Source organism: Streptomyces sp. NPDC018045 (genome assembly GCF_044327445.1).
Taxonomy (GTDB): domain Bacteria; phylum Actinomycetota; class Actinomycetes; order Streptomycetales; family Streptomycetaceae; genus Streptomyces.
The window spans coordinates 145,881-167,896 of sequence record NZ_JBIRFL010000005.1 but is presented as its reverse complement, the minus strand read 5'-3'; the positions used below and the strand labels follow the sequence as shown (position 1 = coordinate 167,896).

At 69.0% G+C, this 22,016-nt stretch carries 18 protein-coding genes and 4 tRNA genes; 5 read left to right on the top strand and 17 right to left on the bottom strand.

What is annotated here, in order from left to right; translation table 11 throughout:
- Positions 1 to 271: 271 nt before the first annotated feature.
- The 10 genes from ACH4EB_RS14455 to ACH4EB_RS14410 form a co-directional block, all read right to left on the bottom strand.
- Positions 272 to 4,171 carry a DNA-directed RNA polymerase subunit beta' gene (locus ACH4EB_RS14455; protein ID WP_398348114.1) on the bottom strand — a complete coding sequence of 1,300 codons (3,900 nt, stop codon included), beginning with the start codon at positions 4,169 to 4,171 and terminating at the stop codon, positions 272 to 274.
- Between the two features lie 123 nt (positions 4,172 to 4,294).
- On the bottom strand, positions 4,295 to 7,777 hold the full coding sequence (gene rpoB / locus ACH4EB_RS14450; RefSeq protein WP_398347778.1) for a DNA-directed RNA polymerase subunit beta: 3,483 nt from the start codon (positions 7,775 to 7,777) through the stop codon (positions 4,295 to 4,297).
- Between the two features lie 605 nt (positions 7,778 to 8,382).
- Positions 8,383 to 8,769 (bottom strand): 50S ribosomal protein L7/L12, encoded by a 387-nt coding sequence (gene rplL / locus ACH4EB_RS14445; RefSeq protein WP_398347777.1) that lies wholly within the window; start codon positions 8,767 to 8,769, stop codon positions 8,383 to 8,385.
- An 89-nt stretch (positions 8,770 to 8,858) separates the two neighbouring features.
- Positions 8,859 to 9,410: a 50S ribosomal protein L10 gene (gene rplJ / locus ACH4EB_RS14440; protein ID WP_030017006.1), complete on the bottom strand. Its 552-nt coding sequence runs from the start codon at positions 9,408 to 9,410 to the stop codon at positions 8,859 to 8,861.
- Between the two features lie 318 nt (positions 9,411 to 9,728).
- Positions 9,729 to 10,601 (bottom strand): hypothetical protein, encoded by an 873-nt coding sequence (locus ACH4EB_RS14435; protein ID WP_398347776.1) that lies wholly within the window; start codon positions 10,599 to 10,601, stop codon positions 9,729 to 9,731.
- A gap of 183 nt (positions 10,602 to 10,784) precedes the next feature.
- The gene (gene rplA, locus ACH4EB_RS14430) at positions 10,785 to 11,507 is read right to left on the bottom strand and encodes a 50S ribosomal protein L1 (RefSeq protein WP_398347775.1); all 723 of its coding nucleotides are present in this window, start codon (positions 11,505 to 11,507) and stop codon (positions 10,785 to 10,787) included.
- Between the two features lie 106 nt (positions 11,508 to 11,613).
- Positions 11,614 to 12,048: a 50S ribosomal protein L11 gene (gene rplK / locus ACH4EB_RS14425; protein ID WP_363259758.1), complete on the bottom strand. Its 435-nt coding sequence runs from the start codon at positions 12,046 to 12,048 to the stop codon at positions 11,614 to 11,616.
- A gap of 169 nt (positions 12,049 to 12,217) precedes the next feature.
- Positions 12,218 to 13,114, bottom strand: coding sequence for a transcription termination/antitermination protein NusG (nusG, locus tag ACH4EB_RS14420; RefSeq protein ID WP_398347774.1), 897 nt, complete (start codon positions 13,112 to 13,114; stop codon positions 12,218 to 12,220).
- Positions 13,115 to 13,186: 72 nt separating this feature from the next.
- Positions 13,187 to 13,480: a preprotein translocase subunit SecE gene (secE, locus tag ACH4EB_RS14415; protein ID WP_398347773.1), complete on the bottom strand. Its 294-nt coding sequence runs from the start codon at positions 13,478 to 13,480 to the stop codon at positions 13,187 to 13,189.
- Between the two features lie 109 nt (positions 13,481 to 13,589).
- Positions 13,590 to 13,662 (bottom strand) — tRNA-Trp (locus ACH4EB_RS14410).
- Positions 13,663 to 13,846: 184 nt separating this feature from the next.
- Here ACH4EB_RS14410 and ACH4EB_RS14405 point away from each other — a divergent pair.
- Positions 13,847 to 15,079, top strand: coding sequence for a pyridoxal phosphate-dependent aminotransferase (locus ACH4EB_RS14405; protein ID WP_398347772.1), 1,233 nt, complete (start codon positions 13,847 to 13,849; stop codon positions 15,077 to 15,079).
- Positions 15,080 to 15,198: 119 nt separating this feature from the next.
- Positions 15,199 to 16,221, top strand: coding sequence for an adenosine deaminase (locus ACH4EB_RS14400; protein ID WP_398347771.1), 1,023 nt, complete (start codon positions 15,199 to 15,201; stop codon positions 16,219 to 16,221).
- Between the two features lie 28 nt (positions 16,222 to 16,249).
- Here ACH4EB_RS14400 and ACH4EB_RS14395 read toward each other — a convergent pair whose 3' ends face one another.
- The 6 genes from ACH4EB_RS14395 to ACH4EB_RS14370 form a co-directional block, all read right to left on the bottom strand.
- Positions 16,250 to 17,305 (bottom strand): UDP-N-acetylmuramate dehydrogenase, encoded by a 1,056-nt coding sequence (locus ACH4EB_RS14395; protein WP_398347770.1) that lies wholly within the window; start codon positions 17,303 to 17,305, stop codon positions 16,250 to 16,252.
- A gap of 74 nt (positions 17,306 to 17,379) precedes the next feature.
- A complete protein-coding gene (locus ACH4EB_RS14390; protein ID WP_398347769.1) occupies positions 17,380 to 17,814 on the bottom strand; it encodes a MaoC family dehydratase in 435 nt (144 codons plus the stop codon).
- A gap of 4 nt (positions 17,815 to 17,818) precedes the next feature.
- Positions 17,819 to 18,274, bottom strand: coding sequence for a MaoC family dehydratase N-terminal domain-containing protein (locus tag ACH4EB_RS14385; protein ID WP_398347768.1), 456 nt, complete (start codon positions 18,272 to 18,274; stop codon positions 17,819 to 17,821).
- Between the two features lie 163 nt (positions 18,275 to 18,437).
- On the bottom strand, positions 18,438 to 18,602 hold the full coding sequence (gene rpmG, locus ACH4EB_RS14380; protein ID WP_006604855.1) for a 50S ribosomal protein L33: 165 nt from the start codon (positions 18,600 to 18,602) through the stop codon (positions 18,438 to 18,440).
- Between the two features lie 88 nt (positions 18,603 to 18,690).
- Positions 18,691 to 18,763: transfer RNA gene (locus ACH4EB_RS14375), tRNA-Met, on the bottom strand.
- A gap of 47 nt (positions 18,764 to 18,810) precedes the next feature.
- A tRNA-Thr gene (locus ACH4EB_RS14370) sits at positions 18,811 to 18,883 on the bottom strand.
- 182 nt (positions 18,884 to 19,065) lie between these two features.
- On the opposite strand from ACH4EB_RS14370, the gene ACH4EB_RS14365 reads away from it, so the two are divergent.
- Together ACH4EB_RS14365 and ACH4EB_RS14360 are read left to right on the top strand one after the other, a co-directional pair.
- Positions 19,066 to 20,358: a hydrolase gene (locus ACH4EB_RS14365; RefSeq protein ID WP_398347766.1), complete on the top strand. Its 1,293-nt coding sequence runs from the start codon at positions 19,066 to 19,068 to the stop codon at positions 20,356 to 20,358.
- Positions 20,359 to 20,471: 113 nt separating this feature from the next.
- Entirely contained in the window at positions 20,472 to 21,131 is a 660-nt protein-coding gene (locus tag ACH4EB_RS14360; protein ID WP_398347764.1) for an SDR family oxidoreductase, read from the top strand.
- A 111-nt stretch (positions 21,132 to 21,242) separates the two neighbouring features.
- Here the strand turns inward: ACH4EB_RS14360 and ACH4EB_RS14355 are convergent.
- A tRNA-Tyr gene (locus tag ACH4EB_RS14355) sits at positions 21,243 to 21,324 on the bottom strand.
- Positions 21,325 to 21,516: 192 nt separating this feature from the next.
- Here ACH4EB_RS14355 and ACH4EB_RS14350 point away from each other — a divergent pair.
- A complete protein-coding gene (locus ACH4EB_RS14350) occupies positions 21,517 to 22,005 on the top strand; it encodes a YajQ family cyclic di-GMP-binding protein (protein WP_398347763.1) in 489 nt (162 codons plus the stop codon).
- Positions 22,006 to 22,016 lie beyond the last annotated feature (11 nt).

Genomic DNA, 22,016 nt, shown 5'->3' with positions numbered 1-22,016 from the left:
GCAGCACCACCCATCATTCAGTACGCGCCAGGAGATCGCACGGTTCCCCCGGACACGAATCGGCAGCGCGGCACGGTCCCGTACCGGCCGCCAGGCCGCCCCGTACCGGCCGCCGGCCCGCCGCGAGCGGCCGGGCGGGCCCCTCCGCGACCACCCCGCCCCGGCGCCCCCACTCCCCCCGCGAACGCCGCAGGGCGGCCACCCCGAGGGGGGTGACCGCCCTGCCGCTCACAGCGCGTGTCCGGTATGGCCGGACCGGCCGACCGGGTCCTTACTGGTTGTACGGACCGTAGTCGTAGTCCTCCAGCGGAACCGCCTGGCCGGAGCCGGTGCCGAAGGGCGAGTAGTCGATGTCGTCGTAACCGACGGCCGAGTACATCGCGGCCTTGGCCTCCTCGGTGGGCTCCACCCGGATGTTGCGGTAGCGGGACAGACCCGTACCGGCCGGGATGAGCTTACCGATGATGACGTTCTCCTTGAGGCCGATCAGGGAGTCCGACTTGGCGTTGATCGCCGCGTCGGTCAGCACCCGGGTCGTCTCCTGGAAGGACGCCGCCGACAGCCAGGACTCGGTGGCCAGCGAAGCCTTGGTGATACCCATGAGCTGCGGACGGCCCGAGGCGGGGTGACCGCCTTCCTGGACCACCCGGCGGTTCTCGCTCTCGAACTTCGTGCGCTCCACCAGCTCGCCCGGCAGCAGCTCCGCGTCGCCCGACTCGATGATCGTCACACGGCGCAGCATCTGCCGGATGATGATCTCGATGTGCTTGTCGTGGATCGCCACGCCCTGGTTGTTGTAGACCTTCTGGACCTCGCCGACCAGGTGGACCTGGACGGCCCGCTGGCCCAGGATGCGCAGCACGTCGTGCGGGTTGACGGCACCCACGGTCAGCGCCTGGCCGACCTCGACGTGGTCACCCTCGCCCACCAGCAGACGGGCACGCTTGGAGACGCCGTAAGCCGTCTCGTCGCTGCCGTCGTCCGGCGTGACGATGACCTTCTTGGTCTTCTCGGTCTCCTCGATCCGCACGCGGCCGGCGGCCTCGGAGATCGGGGCGACACCCTTGGGCGTACGGGCCTCGAAGAGCTCGACGACACGCGGCAGACCCAGGGTGATGTCGTCACCGGCCACACCACCGGTGTGGAAGGTACGCATCGTGAGCTGGGTGCCGGGCTCACCGATGGACTGGGCGGCGATGATGCCGACCGCCTCACCGATGTCGACCAGCTTGCCGGTGGCCAGCGAGCGGCCGTAGCAGAAGGCACAGGTGCCGACGGCGGACTCGCAGGTCAGGACCGAGCGGGTCTTGACCTCCTCGACGCCGTGCGCGACGAGCTGGTCGATGAGGACATCGCCCAGGTCGACGTTGGCGGGGCCGATGACCTTGCCGTCCACGACGACGTCCTCGGCCAGCATGCGTGCGTACACGCTGGACTCGACGTCGTCCGCCTTGCGCAGGACACCGTCGGCGCCCTTGCTCGCGATCCGCAGCTTCAGACCGCGCTCGGTGCCGCAGTCCTCCTCGCGGATGATGACGTCCTGCGAGACGTCCACGAGACGACGGGTGAGGTAACCCGAGTCGGCGGTACGCAGGGCGGTGTCCGCGAGACCCTTACGGGCACCGTGGGTGGAGATGAAGTACTCCAGCACGGACAGACCCTCGCGGAACGACGCCTTGATCGGACGCGGGATGGTCTCGTTCTTCGCGTTCGACACCAGACCACGCATACCGGCGATCTGCCGCATCTGCATCATGTTTCCTCGGGCACCCGAGTCAACCATCATGAAGATGGGGTTCGTCTTGGGGAAGTTGTCGTTCATCGCCTCGGCGACCTCGTTGGTCGCCTTGGTCCAGATGTTGATCAGTTCCTGAGTGCGCTCGTCCTTGGTGATCAGACCGCGCTCGTACTGCTTCTGGACCTTCTCGTCCTGGGCCTCGTAGCCCTGGACGATGGCCTTCTTGGCCTCCGGCACGACGATGTCCGAGACCGCGACGGTGACACCGGAACGGGTCGCCCAGTGGAAACCGGCCGCCTTCAGGTTGTCGAGCGTCGCCGCCACGATGACCTTCGGGTAGCGCTCGGCCAGATCGTTGACGATCGCGGAGAGCTGCTTCTTGCCCACCGAGTAGTCGACGAACGGGTAGTCCTCGGGCAGCAGCTCGTTGAAGAGCGCGCGGCCCAGGGTCGTCCGCAGGCGGAAGCTGTCACCCTGCTGCCACTCGGGCTCGCCCTCTTCCTGCGCCGGCGGGGTCCAGCCACGGGGCGGGACGGTGCCGATCGGGAAGCGGATGTCGACCTTCGCCTGGAGCGACAGCTCCCGGTTGTCGAAGGCCATGATCGCCTCGGCGACCGAGCCGAAGGACCGGCCCTCACCGATGACCTCGCGCTCCGCCTCGTCGGTGGTGAGGAAGAACAGACCCAGCACCATGTCCTGGGTCGGCATGGTGACCGGACGGCCGTCGGCCGGCTTGAGGATGTTGTTCGAGGACAGCATCAGGATGCGGGCCTCGGCCTGCGCCTCCGCGGACAGCGGCAGGTGCACGGCCATCTGGTCACCGTCGAAGTCCGCGTTGAACGCGGTGCACACGAGCGGGTGAATCTGAATGGCCTTGCCCTCGACGAGCTGCGGCTCGAAGGCCTGGATGCCGAGGCGGTGCAGGGTGGGCGCACGGTTCAGCAGGACCGGGTGCTCGGCGATGACCTCTTCGAGGACGTCGTAGACGACCGTGCGGCCGCGCTCGACCATCCGCTTGGCGCTCTTGATGTTCTGCGCGTGGTTCAGGTCGACCAGGCGCTTCATCACGAACGGCTTGAAGAGCTCCAGCGCCATGGCCTTCGGCAGACCGCACTGGTGCAGCTTGAGCTGCGGACCGACGACGATCACGGAACGCGCGGAGTAGTCCACACGCTTGCCGAGCAGGTTCTGACGGAACCGGCCCTGCTTGCCCTTCAGCATGTCGCTGAGGGACTTCAGCGGACGGTTGCCGGGGCCCGTCACCGGGCGGCCGCGGCGGCCGTTGTCGAAGAGGGCGTCGACCGCCTCCTGGAGCATCCGCTTCTCGTTGTTCACGATGATCTCGGGCGCGCCGAGGTCGAGAAGCCGCTTCAGACGGTTGTTGCGGTTGATCACACGGCGGTACAGGTCGTTCAGGTCGGAGGTCGCGAAGCGGCCACCGTCGAGCTGCACCATCGGACGCAGGTCCGGCGGAATGACCGGGATGCAGTCCAGCACCATGCCGTTGGGGCTGTTGCGGGTCTGCAGGAACGCGGAGACGACCTTGAGGCGCTTGAGCGCACGGGTCTTCTTCTGGCCCTTGCCGGTACGGATGATCTCGCGGAGCTTCTCGGCCTCTTCGTCGAGGTCGAAGGACTCCAGGCGCTTCTGCAGCGCCGCGGCGCCCATGCCGCCCATGAAGTACGTGCCGAAGCGGTCACGCAGCTCGCGGTAGAGCAGCTCGTCGCCCTCCAGGTCCTGGACCTTGAGGTTCTTGAAGCGGCTCCACACCTCGTCGAGGCGGTCGATCTCGCGCTGCGCGCGGTCCCGGAGCTGCTTCATCTCGCGCTCGGCACCCTCGCGCACCTTGCGGCGCACGTCCGCCTTGGCGCCCTCGGCCTCCAGCTCGGCCAGGTCGGTCTCAAGCTTCTTGGCGCGGGCTTCCAGGTCGGCGTCGCGGCGCTGCTCGATCTGCTGGCGCTCGACGGAGACGTGGGCCTCCAGCGAGGGCAGGTCGCGCGTACGGCGCTCCTCGTCCACCCACGTGATCATGTAGGCGGCGAAGTAGATGACCTTTTCCAGGTCCTTCGGGGCGAGGTCGAGCAGGTAGCCCAGCCGCGACGGAACGCCCTTGAAGTACCAGATGTGCGTGACGGGGGCGGCCAGCTCGATGTGGCCCATCCGCTCACGGCGCACCTTGGCGCGAGTGACCTCGACGCCACAGCGCTCGCAGATGATGCCCTTGAACCGGACACGCTTGTACTTGCCGCAGTAGCACTCCCAGTCCCGGGTCGGACCGAAGATCTTCTCGCAGAAGAGCCCGTCCTTTTCCGGCTTGAGGGTGCGGTAGTTGATGGTCTCCGGCTTCTTGACCTCACCGTGAGACCACTGTCGGATGTCGTCCGCGGTCGCCAGGCCGATCCGCAGCTCGTCGAAGAAGTTGACGTCGAGCACTGTCGTCAATCCCTCTTTCAGGGTCGTGCCCTTCGCGTAAGCGAAAAAATGGGCTCTACATCATGGTCTGTACGGGTCCGGGGCGACCGGGGCTCCTCGGGAAAGGAGCCCCGGCCAGGCCCGTCAGACCTCTTCGACGCTGCTCGGCTCGCGCCGGGACAGGTCGATACCGAGCTCCTCCGCTGCGCGGAAGACATCCTCGTCCGTGTCGCGCATCTCGATGGACATGCCGTCCGAGGACAGCACCTCCACGTTCAGGCAGAGCGACTGCATTTCCTTGATGAGCACCTTGAAGGACTCGGGAATGCCGGGCTCGGGGATGTTCTCGCCCTTGACGATCGCCTCGTAGACCTTCACGCGGCCGGTCACGTCGTCGGACTTGATGGTCAGCAGTTCCTGGAGGGCGTACGCGGCGCCGTAAGCCTCCAGCGCCCACACCTCCATCTCACCGAAGCGCTGGCCACCGAACTGGGCCTTACCACCCAGCGGCTGCTGGGTGATCATCGAGTACGGACCGGTCGAACGCGCGTGCAGCTTGTCGTCGACCAGGTGGTGGAGCTTCAGGATGTACATGTACCCGACCGAGATCGGGTCCGGGAACGGCTCACCGGAACGGCCGTCGAACATCCGGGCCTTGCCGGTGTCCTTGACCATCCGCTCGCCGTCGCGGTTCGGCAGCGTGGAGTCGAACAGACCAGCGAGTTCGTCCTCGCGCGCACCGTCGAAGACCGGGGTCGCGACGTTGGTGCGGGGCGCGACCTCGTCGGCGCCGATCGCCTGGAGACGCTTCTGCCAGTCCTCGTCGCCCTCGACCTTCCAGCCCTGGCTGGCGAGCCAGCCGAGGTGGATCTCCAGGACCTGCCCCGGGTTCATTCGGGACGGGACACCCAGCGGGTTGAGGATGATGTCGACCGGGGTGCCGTCCTCCAGGAACGGCATGTCCTCGACCGGCAGGATCTTCGAGATGACGCCCTTGTTGCCGTGACGGCCGGCGAGCTTGTCACCGTCGGTGATCTTGCGCTTCTGCGCCACGTAGACGCGGACGAGCTGGTTCACGCCCGGGGGCAGCTCGTCGCCCTCCTCGCGGTCGAAGACGCGGACGCCGATGACCTTGCCGATCTCGCCGTGCGGGACCTTCAGCGAGGTGTCACGGACCTCACGGGCCTTCTCACCGAAGATCGCGCGCAGCAGGCGCTCCTCGGGGGTCAGCTCGGTCTCACCCTTGGGCGTGACCTTGCCGACGAGGATGTCGCCGGCGACGACCTCGGCACCGATCCGGATGATCCCGCGCTCGTCGAGGTCCGAGAGGACCTCCTCGGAGACGTTCGGGATGTCCCGGGTGATCTCCTCCGGGCCCAGCTTGGTGTCCCGGGCGTCGACCTCGTGCTCCTCGATGTGGATCGAGGACAGGACGTCGTCCTGCACGAGGCGCTGCGACAGGATGATCGCGTCCTCGTAGTTGTGGCCCTCCCAGGGCATGAAGGCGACGAGCAGGTTCTTGCCCAGCGCCATCTCGCCCTCGTCGGTGGAGGGACCGTCCGCCAGCACCTGGCCCACGACGACGCGCGCGCCCTCGTCCACGACGACCTTCTGGTTGAAGGAGGTGCCCTGGTTGGAGCGGGTGAACTTGGCGACGCGGTACGTGGTGTACGTGCCGTCGTCGTTGGCGACGGTGATGTAGTCCGCGGAGACCTCCTGGACCACACCGTCCTTCTCGGCCTTGATGACGTCACCGGCGTCGACCGCGCAGCGGTACTCCATGCCGGTGCCGACCAGCGGGGCCTCCGCCTTGATCAGCGGCACGGCCTGGCGCATCATGTTCGATCCCATGAGCGCGCGGTTGGCGTCGTCGTGCTCCAGGAAGGGGATCATGGCGGTCGCGGCCGACACCATCTGGCGCGGCGAGACGTCCATGTAGTCCACGTCCTCGCGGGCGGCGAGGTCGACCTCACCACCGCGGCGGCGGCACATGACGCGGCCTTCGGCGAACTGCATGTCCTCGGTGAGCGGCGCGTTGGCCTGCGCGATGAGGAAGCGGTCCTCCTCGTCGGCGGTCAGGTAGTCGACCTGCTCGGTGACCCGGCCGTCGACGACCTTGCGGTACGGCGTCTCGATGAAACCGAAGACGTTGACCCGGCCGTACGAGGCGAGCGAACCGATCAGACCGATGTTCGGGCCTTCAGGGGTCTCGATCGGGCACATGCGGCCGTAGTGCGAGGGGTGCACGTCACGGACGTCCAGGCCGGCCCGCTCACGGGACAGACCACCGGGGCCCAGCGCCGACAGACGGCGCTTGTGGGTCAGGCCCGACAGCGGGTTGGTCTGGTCCATGAACTGGGAGAGCTGGCTGGTGCCGAAGAACTCCTTGATGGAGGCGACGACCGGCCGGATGTTGATCAGGGTCTGCGGCGTGATCGCCTCGACGTCCTGGGTGGTCATGCGCTCGCGCACGACGCGCTCCATACGGGCGAGACCCGTACGGACCTGGTTCTGGATCAGCTCGCCGACGTTGCGCAGGCGACGGTTGCCGAAGTGGTCGATGTCGTCGGTCTCGACGACGATCTCCCGGCCGCTCTCGCCCATCGTCTCGGTCTCGCCGGCGTGCAGCTTGACCAGGTACTTGATGGTGGCGATGACGTCGTCGGTGGTCAGCACACCGGCGTCCAGCGGCTCCTCGCCGCCGAGCTTCTTGTTGACCTTGTAGCGGCCGACCTTCGCCAGGTCGTAGCGCTTCGGGTTGAAGTAGAGGTTCTCCAGCAGCGTCTGCGCGGCCTCGCGCGTCGGCGGCTCGCCCGGGCGCAGCTTGCGGTAGATGTCGAGCAGTGCGTCGTCCTGGCCCTGGGTGTGGTCCTTCTCCAGGGTGGCGCGCATCGACTCGTACTCGCCGAACTCTTCGAGGATCTGCTCGGTCGTCCAACCGAGGGCCTTGAGGAGGACGGTCACGGACTGCTTGCGCTTGCGGTCGATGCGCACACCGACCATGTCGCGCTTGTCGATCTCCATCTCCAGCCAGGCACCCCGGGACGGGATGATCTTGGCGGTGAAGATGTCCTTGTCGGACGTCTTGTCGATCTGGCTGTCGAAGTAGACGCCCGGCGAGCGGACGAGCTGCGAGACGACGACACGCTCGGTGCCGTTGATGCAGAAGGTGCCCTTGTTGGTCATGAGCGGGAAGTCGCCCATGAAGACCGTCTGGGACTTGATCTCGCCGGTCTCGTTGTTGGTGAACTCAGCCGTGACGAAGAGCGGGGCCGCGTACGTGAAGTCGCGCTCCTTGCACTCGTCGATGGAGTTCTTCGGGGGCTCGAATCGGTGGTCGCGGAACGTCAGCGACATCGACCCGGAGAAGTCCTCGATCGGGGAGATCTCTTCGAAGATCTCCTCCAGACCGGACTTGGTGGGGACGTCCTGACCACTTTCCAGCGCAGCCTCGACGCGACCCTTCCATGCGGCATTGCCGAGCAGCCAGTCGAAGCTTTCGGTCTGCAGCGCAAGGAGGTTCGGAACCCCGAGGGGCTCCTTGATCTTCGCAAAAGAGATGCGCAGCGGGGCGGTGCTGTCGCCGTTGTTCGTATTGGCAGTCGAGGCGTTGCGCGAGGCGGCCAAGAGGGGGTCCTTCCGAGGGCTCGGACTCACTACGCGCGTACCGGTCCCGGACCGAACACAGCCGGAGGAAAGGCCCAGGTCAGGGCGGATCAGTCGGCATTGCTCGGGCTCGGGTATGCCCCTGGTGACGGGCAGGGAGCAGCTAACAGGCAGCGCAAAGGGTCAGTGTAGCCACTCGGCACACTGATGTCCAGAGCGAGATTCCGGAGACCGGCCCAGCACCGTGATACCGATCTTCTCCCTCCGGGAGGCGGCACCCTCCGTGACGGAGGTACCCCTCTTTGTTCGTCTCAACGCCCAACGTCTTATGCCTGCCACGAGCCGTGCGCCAACAGGCGCACCCCGATGCTTCCCTCTTCGCCGGCGATCCATGCCTCGAACCCGGATCGCTTCTGACGTCGCGTCCTGAGAATTGCGCGCTGCGTGCGGTTCGTCAAGGCCCCCCACCCACTGGAAGATCGTCACGGGGTGCACGGCCGGGCAACGAAGATCACCATACCCGCACGGAAGGGCGGGGCGGCGCAGCCGCGGCCCGAACGCCCGAAGGCGACCACCCGCATGGGTGATCGCCTTCAGGTTTGCGAAGAGTCAGCGGACTCCTGAGGTCACTTGACCTCGACGGAGGCGCCGGCGCCCTTGAGGGCCTCGGCGGCCTTGTCCGCGGCGTCCTTGGCGACCTTCTCGAGGACCGGCTTCGGGGTGCCGTCGACGAGGTCCTTGGCCTCCTTCAGACCCAGCGAGGTCAGCTCACGCACGACCTTGATGACCTGGATCTTCTTGTCGCCGGCGCCGGTGAGGATGACGTCGAACTCGTCCTGCTCCTCGGCGGCGGCGGCGCCGCCGTCACCCTGCGCCGGGGCGGCAACGACGGCGGCCGGGGCGGCAGCCTCGACGTCGAACTTCTCCTCGAACTTCTTCACGAAGTCGGAGAGCTCGATGAGGGTCATCTCCTCGAACTGGGCGAGCAGTTCGTCCTGGGTGAGCTTCGCCATGGTGGCGGTCCTTCCACTAATTCGGCTGGTGCCGGATGTACATTGCGGCGGGCGTGCTGAGCAGACGTGCCCGCAGGACTACGGAGTGGTTACTCCGCGGCCTCGGCGGGAGCCGGCTCACCGGCACCGCCCTGCTCGACCTTGCTGCGAAGAGCTTCCGCGGTGCGGACCATCTTCGTGAGCGGGGCCTGGAAGGTCGCCGCGGCCTTGGCCATGGACGCCTTCATGCCACCCGCCAGCTTGGCGAGCAGAACCTCGCGGGACTCGAGGTCCGCAAGCTTCTTGATCTCGTCGGCGGACAGCGCCCTGCCGTCGAGGACACCGCCCTTGATGACGAGAGAGGGGTTTTCCTTGGCGAAGTCACGAAGACCCTTTGCCGCCTCGACCGGGTCACCGGTCACGAAGGCGACAGCCGTCGAGCCCTTGAGGTGCTCGTCCAGCGTGATCCCGGCCTCATTGGCCGCAATCTTGGTCAGCGTGTTCTTCACCACACGGTACTGAGCGTTGTCACCGAGCGAACGGCGCAGCTGCTTGAGCTGAGCGACGGACAGTCCGGTGTACGCGGTCACAACAGCGGCGTTGGAGTTACGGAGCTTCTCCGTGATCTCCTCGACGGCTGCGACCTTGTCGGGCCTCGCCATGAGCCTCGGCCTCCTTCCGGGTGATGAGGACCGCGCAGAAGGGGCTGGGCAAAACAAACGCCCCGGCGCAAGCGCACGGGGCATGGCTCGACCGGGCGAAAACACACTTCGTCCGGGAGTTCTTCCTCGTCCACCTGCGCAGGCCGTCCGCAGCTAGCGGATCCTTCGGTTCCGTACGCCTGTGAAGGCGCACAGAGACAACCAGCGGTCTTTGGCTTCTTCGCTACGGTACGCGAACGGCCTCGGCGCAGGCAAATCCGTCCCCGGGTCCGGCGGCGCGCGGCGCGCCGGTCCCGGGGACGGCGGGCTCGGCGGGCGTCAGCCCGCCAGGCCGCCACCCGCGGCGCCAGCCCCGATCTTGGCCGCGTCGGCGGTCTGCGAGGCCGGCGGCTCGGTGGCCGTCACCTTGGTGCCGTAGTCCGAGTAGTAGACCGTCGAGTCCATGCCGCCCTGGTTGTTCCGGGCCTGCTCACGCTTCTTGACGAGCAGATTGTCCGGGCCGATCCACAGGTCGATCGTCTCGTTCTTCGTGCCGCTCTGCTTGAGCAGGTCCTCCAGCGCCTTCATGTCCTTCTCGCTGAAGTTCTTGGAGGCCTGCATCCGGCTCAGCTCGGCCACGTCGATGGTGGCGGTGTAGCGGGTCGCCTGGACACCGCGTACGTCCTCCGTACCGACCTTCTTGGCCTTGCCCGACGCGATGACCAGTTCCATGGACCGGGTCGGGTTGTTGTTCTGCATCTGGTCCTTGATCAGCGCGCCCGCCGCGGACTGCTTGGCCAGAGCGTCGTAGTCGTACTTCATCCACGGCTTGCCGCCGAGCCCGAGGTTGAGGTACATCGCCTCCGGCGTGTACACCGCCTTCATGGGCTTGCCGCCGCCCAGGCCGGCGGCGGCACCGCCCTTGGCGGACATCTCGACGCTCATCCGCAGACCGTTGGACCAGTCCATCTCCCCCTTGAGGGACTGCGTCGCACCGCCCAGTTGGTTCGTGCCCTCGACCTTGGCGGAGTTCTCCGAACCGGTCTTCTCGGAGGCCGTCCGCAGGGCCGCCGCGGCGGCCTGCAGCGGCGAGCCCTTGCTGCCCCCGTCGCCGCCGTCCGCCTTGTTGCCGCCGTCCTTGCCGCCGCACGCGGTCAGGCCCGCCATCATGACGACGCCGGCCGCGACCGCGGTGATCCGCGCAGTACGCACGTGTGTCTCCCCGTTGTAGATCAGCTTTACGACTGCGGGTGAGCGTAGTGCAGGGGGGTGACAGCGCCGTCCCCGGGCCCCGTATCGCCCCGTACGGGCCCGGTGCCCGGACATGCGTCGGGCCCCGCACCTCGGTGAGGTACGGGGCCCGACGTACGCGTACGCGCGCGCCTGCCGTCAGACTCAGACGGCGAGCACGTCCTCCTCGACCAGGAGGTTGCGGGTGCGGTTGCCGTCGACCGGAACGCCGGGGCCCATCGTGGTGGCGATGGTGGCCTTCTTGATGTAGCGGCCCTTGGCGGCGGACGGCTTGAGACGGTTGATCTCCTCCAGCGCCGCGGCGTAGTTCTCCACCAGCTTGGCGTCGTCGAAGGACACCTTGCCGATGATGAAGTGGAGGTTCGCGTGCTTGTCCACGCGGAACTCGATCTTGCCGCCCTTGATGTCGGTGACAGCCTTGGCGACATCCGGGGTGACGGTGCCGGTCTTCGGGTTCGGCATCAGACCACGGGGACCGAGCACGCGGCCGAGGCGGCCGACCTTGCCCATGAGGTCCGGCGTGGCGACGACGGCGTCGAAGTCCAGGCGGCCCTTGGAGACCTCGTCGATCAGTTCGTCGGAGCCGACGATGTCGGCGCCCGCGGCTTCCGCGGCCGCAGCACGGTCGCCGGTCGCGAAGACCAGGACCCGGGCGGTCTTACCGGTGCCGTGCGGAAGGTTCACGGTGCCACGGACCATCTGGTCGGCCTTGCGCGGGTCGACACCCAGACGCATGGCGACCTCGACGGTCGCGTCGAACTTGGCCGGGGAGGTCTCCTTGGCCAGACGGACGGCCTCGAGCGGGGCGTACAGACGCTCCCGGTCGATCTTCGCGTCCGCGTTGCGAAGATTCTTGCTGCGCTTCACTGCTGCTCCTGAATGGTGACGGTGGAGTCGTGGTGCGGGCCAGCGCCTGGCCCTGCCACGTGCCCCTGGGTGCGGCGGGTGCCGCGGGGCGGGTGCGGGGTGGCTGTCAGCCCTCGACCGTGATGCCCATGGAACGGGCGGTGCCGGCGATGATCTTCGACGCGGCGTCCAGGTCGTTGGCGTTCAGGTCGGGCATCTTGGTGGTGGCGATCTCGCGGACCTGGTCGGCCGTGATCTTGGCGACCTTGGTCTTGTGCGGCTCGCCGGAGCCCTTGTCCACGCCCGCAGCCTTCAGGATCATCTTCGAGGCCGGCGGGGTCTTGGTGATGAAGGTGAAGGAACGGTCCTCGTAGACCGTGATCTCCACCGGGATGACCCAACCGCGCTGCGACTCGGTCGCGGCGTTGTAGGCCTTGCAGAACTCCATGATGTTGACGCCGTGCTGACCCAGCGCGGGGCCGACCGGCGGAGCCGGGTTCGCGGCACCGGCCTGGATCTGGAGCTTGATGAGCCCCGTGACCTTCTTCTTCTTGGGAGGCATGCTCTCTCCGGGTCCTAGTGAGAGGTTTTTCGCCAGACCATCCGGTCATCCGGATGGAGGCATACCGCACAACGATAACGGGTATAGAGGTGCGGCCAAAAACCGAGCAGGTCAGACGGTCCCCGAGGGGCTCGCCTGACCTGTTCGGAAGCAGTGGTTCCAGAAGGTGTCAGTTCTTCTGGATCTGGTCGAAGCTCAGCTCGACCGGGGTCTCGCGGCCGAAGATCTCGACGAGGCCCTTGACCTTCTTCGAGTCGGCGTTGATCTCGTTGATCGTGGCCTGGAGCGTGGCGAACGGGCCGTCGGTGACGGTGACCGAGTCGCCCACCTCGAAGTCCAGCACCTGGACCTCGACCTTGCGGGACGGAGCCGGCTTGCCCTCGGCCTCGGCGGCCTCCTTGGCGGCCTTCTCCTCGGCCTCCGGGGCGAGCATCTTGACGATCTCGTCCAGGGTCAGCGGGTACGGGTCGTAGGCGTTGCCCACGAAGCCGGTCACGCCGGGCGTGTTGCGCACGACGCCCCAGGACTCGTTCGTCAGGTCCATGCGCACGAGCACGTAGCCCGGGAGCTTGTTCTGGCGGACGTTCTTGCGCTCGCCGTTCTTGATCTGGACGATCTCTTCCTCGGGGACCTCGGCCTGGTAGATGAAGTCCTCGACGTTGAGCGAGACGGCGCGCTGCTCCAGGTTGGCCTTCACGCGCTTCTCGTAGCCCGCGTAGGTGTGGATGACGTACCACTCGCCCGGAAGGGTGCGCAGCTCCTCGCGGAGCGCGGCGATCGGGTCGGCCGGCTCTTCCGCGTCCTGCGCCGCGGCGTCCTCCGCGTCCTCGGCGGTCCCGTCCGCGTCCTCGACGGTCACCGCGGCCTCTTCGGCGGGCTCGCCCGCCTCGGCGTCCTCGGTGTCGAGCTCGTCGGCCTCGTCGGCGCCCTCGACGATCTCGCGAGCGCCCTCTTCGTCGGCAATCGCCGCAGCGTCGCCCTCGACCTCGGCCGAGGCAGCCGCGTCAACGTCGGCCGCTGCCGTCTCGACGGAGTCGGCGGCGTCGTTCAGGTTCGGGTCAGACACGGTGGCTGCTTCTTCCTGGCTTCAAGGGGTTGAACATGCAAAGGGGCGCCCGCAAAGGCGCCCTTCGCGGGATCAGCCGAAGACGTACTTGACGGCCTCGTTGAATCCCAAGTCAATCACGGTTACGAGACCGATGACGATGACGACGAAGATGATCACCACGGTGGTGTACGTCGAAAGCTGGCCCCGCGTCGGCCACACGACCTTGCGGAGCTCGGCGATGATCTGCCGGTAGAAGAGTGCGAGGCGGGCGAACGGGCCCTTCTTGCCGCGCTTGCCGCCGCGGCGGGGCTTCTTCGCGTCCGAGCCCTCGTCTTCGGAACGACCGCGCTCAGGCATGTCGATGGAGCCCAGGGCGTCCGTCACTCGTCCTCACCTGAATCCGGGTCGTTGGCCGTGCCGCGCCCGGTAGAGCCGCACGGCGGTGCATTTCAGTACGTACGCGTGCACGCGACTCGGTGATGAGTGCGTGTAGCAGGGCCGGAGGGACTTGAACCCCCAACCGCTGGTTTTGGAGACCAGTGCTCTACCAATTGAGCTACGACCCTTTGTGGTTCCCCCAACCTACCGCATCCCGACCACTGCACCAGGTGCGTGGCCGCTTGCGCCCTGTCGGGAGCCAACGGTCTGCGAGTGTACGTGCTTCACGGCCGGGCGTCGAACAGAAAGCCCCGAGGTGGTGCCTTCAAACCCGTGTGCCCGCCCCGACGGCGGTCTGGGAACATGCAGTACATGAGCGCTACTCCTCCCGCACAGTCCCCCACCGACCGTCGGGTGTCGGCCCGCGTCGGGTCGATCTCCGAGTCCGCGACCCTCGCCGTGGACGCCAAGGCCAAGGCCCTCAAGGCCGCCGGGCGTCCGGTGATCGGCTTCGGCGCCGGCGAGCCCGACTTCCCCACGCCCGGCTACATCGTCGAGGCCGCCGTCGAGGCCTGCCGTGACCCGAGGTTCCACCGCTACACCCCGGCCGGCGGCCTGCCCGAGCTGAAGGCCGCGATCGCCGCGAAGACCCTGCGTGACTCCGGTTACGCGATCGAGGCGGCGAACGTGCTGGTCACCAACGGTGGCAAGCAGGCGATCTACGAGGCGTTCGCGGCGGTCCTGGACCCGGGCGACGAGGTCATCGTGCCGGCCCCGTACTGGACCACCTACCCGGAGTCGATCCGGTTGGCGGGCGGCGTGCCGGTGGAGGTGGTGGCCGACGAGACCACCGGTTACCGGGTGTCCGTGGAGCAGCTTGAGGCGGCCCGTACGGACCGTACGAAGGTGCTGCTCTTCGTCTCGCCGTCCAACCCGACCGGCGCGGTCTACACCCGCGAGCAGGTCGAGGCGGTGGGCCGCTGGGCCGCCGAGCACGGCCTGTGGGTCCTGACGGACGAGATCTACGAGCACCTGGTCTACGGCGACGCCGAGTTCTCCTCGCTGCCGGTGGTGGTGCCGGAGCTGCGCGAGAAGTGCATCATCGTCAACGGTGTGGCGAAGACGTACGCGATGACCGGCTGGCGGGTGGGCTGGGCCATCGGCCCCCAGGACGTGATCAAGGCCGCGGCGAACCTCCAGTCGCACGCCACCTCCAACGTCTCCAACGTGGCGCAGGCGGCGGCCATCGCCGCGGTCTCCGGCGACCTGGACGCCGTCGAGGAGATGAAGGTCGCCTTCGACCGGCGCCGCAAGACGATGGTGCGGATGCTCAACGAGATCGAGGGCGTGCTGTGCCCCGAGCCGGAGGGCGCGTTCTACGCCTACCCGTCGGTCAAGGGCCTGCTGGGCAAGGAGATCCGCGGCAAGCGCCCGCAGACCAGCGTGGAGCTGGCCGGGCTGATCCTGGAGGAGGCCGAGGTGGCGGTCGTCCCGGGTGAGGCGTTCGGCACGCCGGGCTACCTGCGCCTGTCGTACGCGCTCGGCGACGAGGACCTGGTCGAGGGCATCTCGCGCCTCCAGAAGCTGCTGGCCGAGGCCAAGTAGCGCACGGCGGCACACAGGCGGGCCCCGGGGCTTCCCCGGGGCCCGCATCTGCTTTCGGGCGGGCGCTCGTTCGGGAAAGGGCCTACCGGCGCGTCGGCCGCGTACGGCAAGATCCTGGGATGGAACGTGTACGCGATGTCCGGGCGCTGCCGAAGGCCCATCTGCACCTGCACTTCACCGGGTCGATGCGGCCCGCGACCCTGCTGGAGCTCGCCGACAAGTACGGCGTGCACCTGCCGGAGGCCCTGAAGGGCGGCGAGCCGCCGAAGCTGCGGGCCACGGACGAGCGCGGCTGGTTCCGCTTCCAGCGGCTGTACGACATCGCACGCTCCTGCCTGCGCTCCCCCGAGGACATCCGGCGGCTGGTCCGCGAGGCCGCCGAGGAGGACGTGCGGGACGGCTCGGGCTGGCTGGAGATCCAGGTCGACCCGACCTCGTACGCGCCCCGGCTGGGCGGGCTGATCCCGGCCCTGGAGATCATCCTGGACGCGGTGCACACCGCCTCCCGCGACACCGGGCTCGGGATACGCGTCCTGGTGGCCGCGAACCGCATGAAGCACCCCCTGGACGCCCGTACGCTCGCCCGTCTCGCGGTGCGCTACGCCGACCGCGGCGTGGTCGGTTTCGGGCTCTCCAACGACGAGCGGCGGGGTTTCGCGCGCGACTTCGACCGGGCCTTCGCCATCGCGCGCGACGGCGGGCTGCTGGCGGCGCCGCACGGCGGTGAGCTGTCGGGGCCGGCGAGCGTGCGGGACTGCCTGGACGACCTGCACGCGGCGCGGGTCGGCCACGGCGTACGGGCCGCGGAGGACCCCAGGCTGCTGCGGCGGCTGGCCGAGCGCGGGGTGACCTGCGAGGTCTGCCCGGCGTCGAACGTGGCCCTGGGCGTCTACGAGAAGCCGCAGGACGTACCACTGCGGACCCTGTACGACGCCGGCGTCCCGATGGCGCTGGGCGCCGACGACCCGCTGCTGTTCGGCTCCCGGCTGGCGGACCAGTACGAGCTGGCCCGCGCGGCACACGGCTTCTCCGACACCGAGCTGGCCGAGCTGGCCCGCCAGTCGGTACAGGGCTCACGGGCGCCGGAGGGCGTGCGGCGCGAGCTGCTGGCCGGGGTGGACGCCTGGCTGCGGGAGGGGTGAGCGGCGGCCCGCGCCGCCCCCATGGCGCCTAAAGGGTGACGCCGACCGTCACCGGCTCGTTGACCAGCGTGACGCCGAAGGCCGCGTGGACGCCGTCGCGGACCTCGCGGGCCAGCGCGAGGAGGTCCTCGGTGGTGGCCTCGCCGCGGTTGGTGAGGGCGAGGGTGTGCTTGGTGGAGATCCGGGCCGGGCCGTCGCCGTAGCCCTTGGTGAAGCCCGCGCGGTCGATGAGCCAGGCGGCCGAGGTCTTCACCCGGCCCTCCCCCGCCGGGAAGGCGGGCGGGGTGACGTCCGCGCCGAGGCGCTCGTGGACGCGGGCGAGGAAGTCCGCGTACGCCGTCTCGGTGAGGACCGGATTGGTGAAGAAGGAGCCCGCCGACCAGGTGTCGTGATCCTCCGCGTCCAGGACCATGCCCTTGCCGGACCGCAGCTTGAGCACGGTCTCGCGGGCGGTGGCGGCCGGCACCCGGTCGCCCACCCCGACGCCGAGGGTGCGGGCGGTCTCCGCGTACTTGACCGGCGCGGACAGCCCGCCCGCGTCCTCCAGGGCGAAGCGCACGCGCAGCACCACGAACCGGTCGGGGTGCTCCTTGAAGCGGCTGTGGCGGTACGAGAACGCGCACTCGGCGTTCGAGAGGGTCACGATCTCGCCCGCTATGCGGTCGTACGCGACCACTTCGGTGATCGTGGAGGACACTTCCTGTCCGTACGCCCCCACGTTCTGAATGGGTGTGGCGCCCGCCGAGCCCGGGATGCCGGCCAGGCACTCGATGCCCGCGAGCCCGGCCCCGACCGTGCGGGCCACCGCGTCGGACCAGTTCTCGCCCGCGGCCAGCGTCAGGCCGGTGCCGTCCAGCGCGAAGCCGCGGGTCGCGATGCGCAGTGCGGTGCCCTCGAAGCCCTTGTCACCGATGACCAGGTTGCTGCCGCCGCCGATGACGAGCAGCGGCGTGCCCGACGCGTCGGCTTCGCGGACGGCCGCGATCACCTCGTCGTCCGTGGTCGCGGTGAGCAGCCGGGTGGCCGGTCCGCCGAGGCGGAAGGTGGTCAGCGGGGCGAGGGGAGCATCGGTGAGTTCCTGCACGGGCTCAAGAGTACGGGGGCGGCCCCGCCGCTCCGGCCGGGCCGCCCCCCCCCGTGAAGTGACGATCACTCGCCTCAGGCGAGCCGCACCACCGCGCGCGACATTCCGAGCACCTTCTGCCCGGCGCTGGTCGCGGTCAGGTCGACCCGGACCGTACGGGCCTGGTCGTCCAGCTTGGCCGCGACCTTGGCGCTGACCTCGATGACCGCGCCCTCGTCGTCGTTCGGCACCACGACGGGCTTGGTGAAGCGCACGCCGTACTCGACGACGGCGCCCGGGTCGCCGGTCCAGTCGGTGACCACGCGGACCGCCTCGGCCATGGTGAACATGCCGTGCGCGATCACGTCGGGCAGGCCGACCTCCTTGGCGAACTTCTCGTTCCAGTGGATCGGGTTGAAGTCGCCGGAGGCGCCCGCGTACCGCACGAGCGTGGCACGGGTCACAGGAAAGGTCCGCGCCGGGAGTTCGGTGCCGGCCTCGACGTCGTCGTAAGAGATCTTCGCCGCCATCGCGTCAGCCCTCCTGCCCGGCGGCGCGCGCCACCAGCTTCGTGAAAGCGGTCACCACGTGGTCGCCCGCTTCGTCGTGCACCTCACCACGGATATCGAGAATGTCGTTTCCCGCCATGGATTTGATCGCCTCGATGGTCGAGGTGACCGTCAGCCGGTCACCGGCGCGCACCGGGCGGGTGTAGACGAATTTCTGGTCGCCGTGCACCACCCGGCTGTAATCGAGACCGAGCTGCGGGTCCTCGACGACCTGTCCGGCGGCCCGGAAGGTGATGGAGAACACAAAGGTCGGCGGGGCGATCACATCGGGGTGCCCGAGCGCCCTGGCCGCTTCGGCGTCGGTGTACGCCGGCGCCGGGTCCCCGATCGCCTCGGCGAATTCGCGGATCTTCTCCCGGCCGACCTCGTAAGGCGCGGTGGCCGGGTAGCTCCGCCCGACAAAGGACTGGTCGAGCGCCATGGGCTCGCAACCTCCCTGAACTGGTCCCTGCAAAGGACCCTGACCTTGACATACCGGCACACCGGCACAGGATCGCCGCCGCGCGGCGCACCCCTCACATCGCACCACAACGCCGCGAGGCCGCCCCCAGGGACTGGGGACGGCCTCGCGGACGAGCCTGGTGTTAGCGCGTTTCGCGGTGCGCGGTGTGCGAGTTGCAGCGCGGGCAGTGCTTCTTCATCTCAAGACGGTCCGGGTCGTTACGCCGGTTCTTCTTGGTGATGTAGTTCCGCTCCTTGCACTCCACGCAGGCCAGCGTGATCTTCGGGCGGACGTCGGTGGCAGCCACGTGAGTGCTCCTTGACGGACAGATGGACGGATGAACGCATAGAAGAGTAGCCGATCGGGAGACCGACCCCACAATCGGCTACTGTCAGTAGCGGTGACCGGACTTGAACCGGTGACACAGCGATTATGAGCCGCTTGCTCTACCGACTGAGCTACACCGCTGTGATGCGAGTGGACCCCGCCCGAAGGCGGGATACCTCACACATCAGAGCCCCAATACGGAATCGAACCGTAGACCTTCTCCTTACCATGGAGACGCTCTGCCGACTGAGCTATTGGGGCGAGCGATGAAGACATTACACGGCCTGCCGCCAAAGGTGAAATCCGTATCCGGAGCACCGTCCCCGCCGCCCCTCGCACCACACCGGTACGACTATTCCGCGCCTCCGTGAAGCTCCCCGGAGCGCCCCCTAGGCTCGGACCACGCTGCGTGATCTTGCACGCCCGGTCCTTCGAGGAGCGCGATGTCCGACAGCAGTCAGCCGCAGCCGGGCCCCGAGAAAGCCCCGGGCAGCGACGGCACCGGCGCCGCGGCGGGCACCCTGGTGCTCTGCGACGCCCGGCTCGCCGACGGCCGCGTGGTGGACGTACGGCTCAGCGGCGGGCGCATCGAGGCGGTCGGCACGGCGGGCAGCCTCGCCCCGCAGGGCTCCCGCCTCGACCTCTCCGGCTACCTGCTGCTCCCGGCCCCCGCCGAGCCGCACGCGCACTGCGACACCGCGCTGACCGCCGACGCCACCGGACCCGTCGCCGACACGCTCGAAGACGTGCAGCGCCGCACCACAGAGGCGGCCCTCCTGCAACTCGGCCACGGCGCGACGGCGCTGCGCACCCACGTACGGATCGGCGACGTCCAGGGGCTGCGGACGCTGGAGGCCGTCCTCCAGGCGAGCCGGTCGCTGCGCGGCCTGGCCGAGCTGGCCGCGGTCGCGGTGCCACGGGTGCTCACCGGGGCGGCCGGCGCGGACGGGCCGGCGATGCTGCGGGACGCCGTCAAGATGGGCGCCACGGTCATCGGCGGCTGCCCGGACCTCGACCCCGACCCGGCCGGGTACGTCGAGACCGTCCTGGAACTCGCCGACGAGCACAACTGCGCGGTGGACCTCCACACGGACGGCGACGACCCCGCGCGCCTCGCCCGGTTCGCCGCGATGGCGGGCGGACTGCGGCCCGGCGTGGCCATCGGGCCGTGCGCGGGTCTGTCGGCGCTCCCGCCGGAGGTGGCGGCCCGCACCGCCGAGCAGCTCGCGGCGGCCGGTGTGACGGTCGTCTGCCTGCCGCAGGGCGGCTGCGCGGCCCTGGAACGGCGCGGGGGCGGACTGCCGGGGCACGGTGGGGCCGCGGGCGGCCCGGTGCCCCGTTCCGCGCCCGTACGGCTGCTGCGCGCGGCCGGAGTGCGGGTGGCGGCCGGCAGCGGCGCCCTGCGCGACGCGGCGAACCCGGTGGGCCGCGGCGACCCCCTGGAAGCGGCGTACCTGCTCGCCTCCCTGGGCGAGGCCGGTCCCGAGGCCGCCTACGGGACGGTCAGCGCGGCCGCCCGCGCGACGCTGGGCCTCCCGGAGGTGCGCGTCGAGGCGGGCTTCCCCGCGGAACTGCTGGCCGTACGCGGCGAGAGCCTCGCCGGGGTGCTGTCGCTCGCGTACAGCCGGATCGTGGTGCACCGGGGGCGCGTGGTGGCCCGGACGAGCGCGGTGCGCGAGTACTGCGACTCGGCGGCGGTGGTGGCGCTGGAGCTGCCGCGCCAGTCGCAGCGCTGAACGGGCCGGGATGCCCGCCCCGAGGGGGCGCCTGGCCGCGCCGGTGCGGTGCGTGGCGGGCGGCGCGCCGGGGTGCCGGGCCGCATCGGCGTGACAGGCGTACGGTCGGGATCATGCGCATTGTCATCGCAGGTGGACATGGTCAGATCGCGCTGCGGCTGGAACGGCTGCTGGCTGAGCGCGGAGACGAGGTTGCGGGCATCATCCGCCGGCCCGAACAAGCCGGGGACCTGCTCGCCGCCGGGGCCGAGCCGGTCGTCTGCGACCTGGAGACGGCCACGGTCGGCGACATCGCCCGGCACCTCGAAGGTGCCGACGCGGCGGTGTTCGCGGCCGGGGCCGGACCGGGCAGCGGCATCGAACGCAAGGAGACGGTGGACCGGGGCGCCGCGTCGCTCTTCGCGGACGCGGCGGAGGCGGCCGGGGTACGGCGCTTCGTCGTCGTGTCGTCGATGGGCGCCGACCGGGAGCCGCCGGAGGGCACCGACGAGGTGTTCGCCGCGTATCTGCGCGCCAAGGGCGCCGCGGATGCCGACGTACGTGCCCGGACCGGCCTGGACTGGACGATTCTGCGGCCGGGCCGGCTGACGGACGAGCCGGGCACCGGCCGGGTCCGCCTGGCCGAGTCGACCGGCCGCGACGAGGTTTCCCGGGACGACGTGGCGGCCGTGCTGGTCGCCCTTCTGGACGAGCCGCGCACGGCCGGCCGGACGCTGGAGCTGATCGGCGGCGACACTCCGGTCGAGGAGGCCGCCCGCGCGGTCGCGGGCTGAGCGCGGTCCCCGAGCCGGGCCGGGCCCCTGCCCTGGGAAGGGTGGGGGCCCGCCGTGGAAAAGCAAAAAGGCCCTGATCCGTTCGCACGGATCAGGGCCTTTTCGGACCTGTGGCGGCGCCAGGATTCGAACCTGGGAAGGCTGAGCCGGCAGATTTACAGTCTGCTCCCTTTGGCCGCTCGGGCACACCGCCATGGGTTCGCTGCCGGGAGATCCGCCGGTGTGGCGGTGCTCGGTGGCAACGACGTAAACCATACCCGATGGCCGGGGGTGGTTCGCCACCCGGTTCTTCCCGGCCCGATCATGCCCGGGGTGACTAGGCTTGCGGGGCGGTCCTGAATGGGCCGTACCCCTGACGGATCTACGTACGAGGAGCCAACTCAAGATGGCCGACTCCAGTTTCGACATCGTCTCGAAGGTCGAGCGGCAGGAGGTCGACAACGCCCTCAACCAGGCCGCCAAGGAGATCTCCCAGCGCTACGACTTCAAGGGCGTGGGCGCGTCGATCGAGTGGTCGGGCGAGAAGATCGAGATGCGGGCCAACGCCGAGGAGCGCGTCAAGGCTGTCCTCGACATCTTCCAGTCCAAGCTGATCAAGCGCGGGATCTCGCTGAAGGCGCTGGACGCGGGCGAGCCGCAGGCCTCCGGCAAGGAGTACAAGATCTTCGCCTCCCTGGAGGAGGGGATCTCGCAGGACAACGCGAAGAAGGTCGCCAAGATCATCCGCGACGAGGGCCCGAAGGGCGTCAAGGCGCAGGTGCAGGGCGACGAGCTGCGCGTCAGCTCGAAGAGCCGGGACGACCTCCAGGCCGTGCAGCAACTGCTCAAGGGCAAGGACCTGGACTTCGCGCTGCAGTTCGTGAACTACCGGTGAATCCTCGCTGA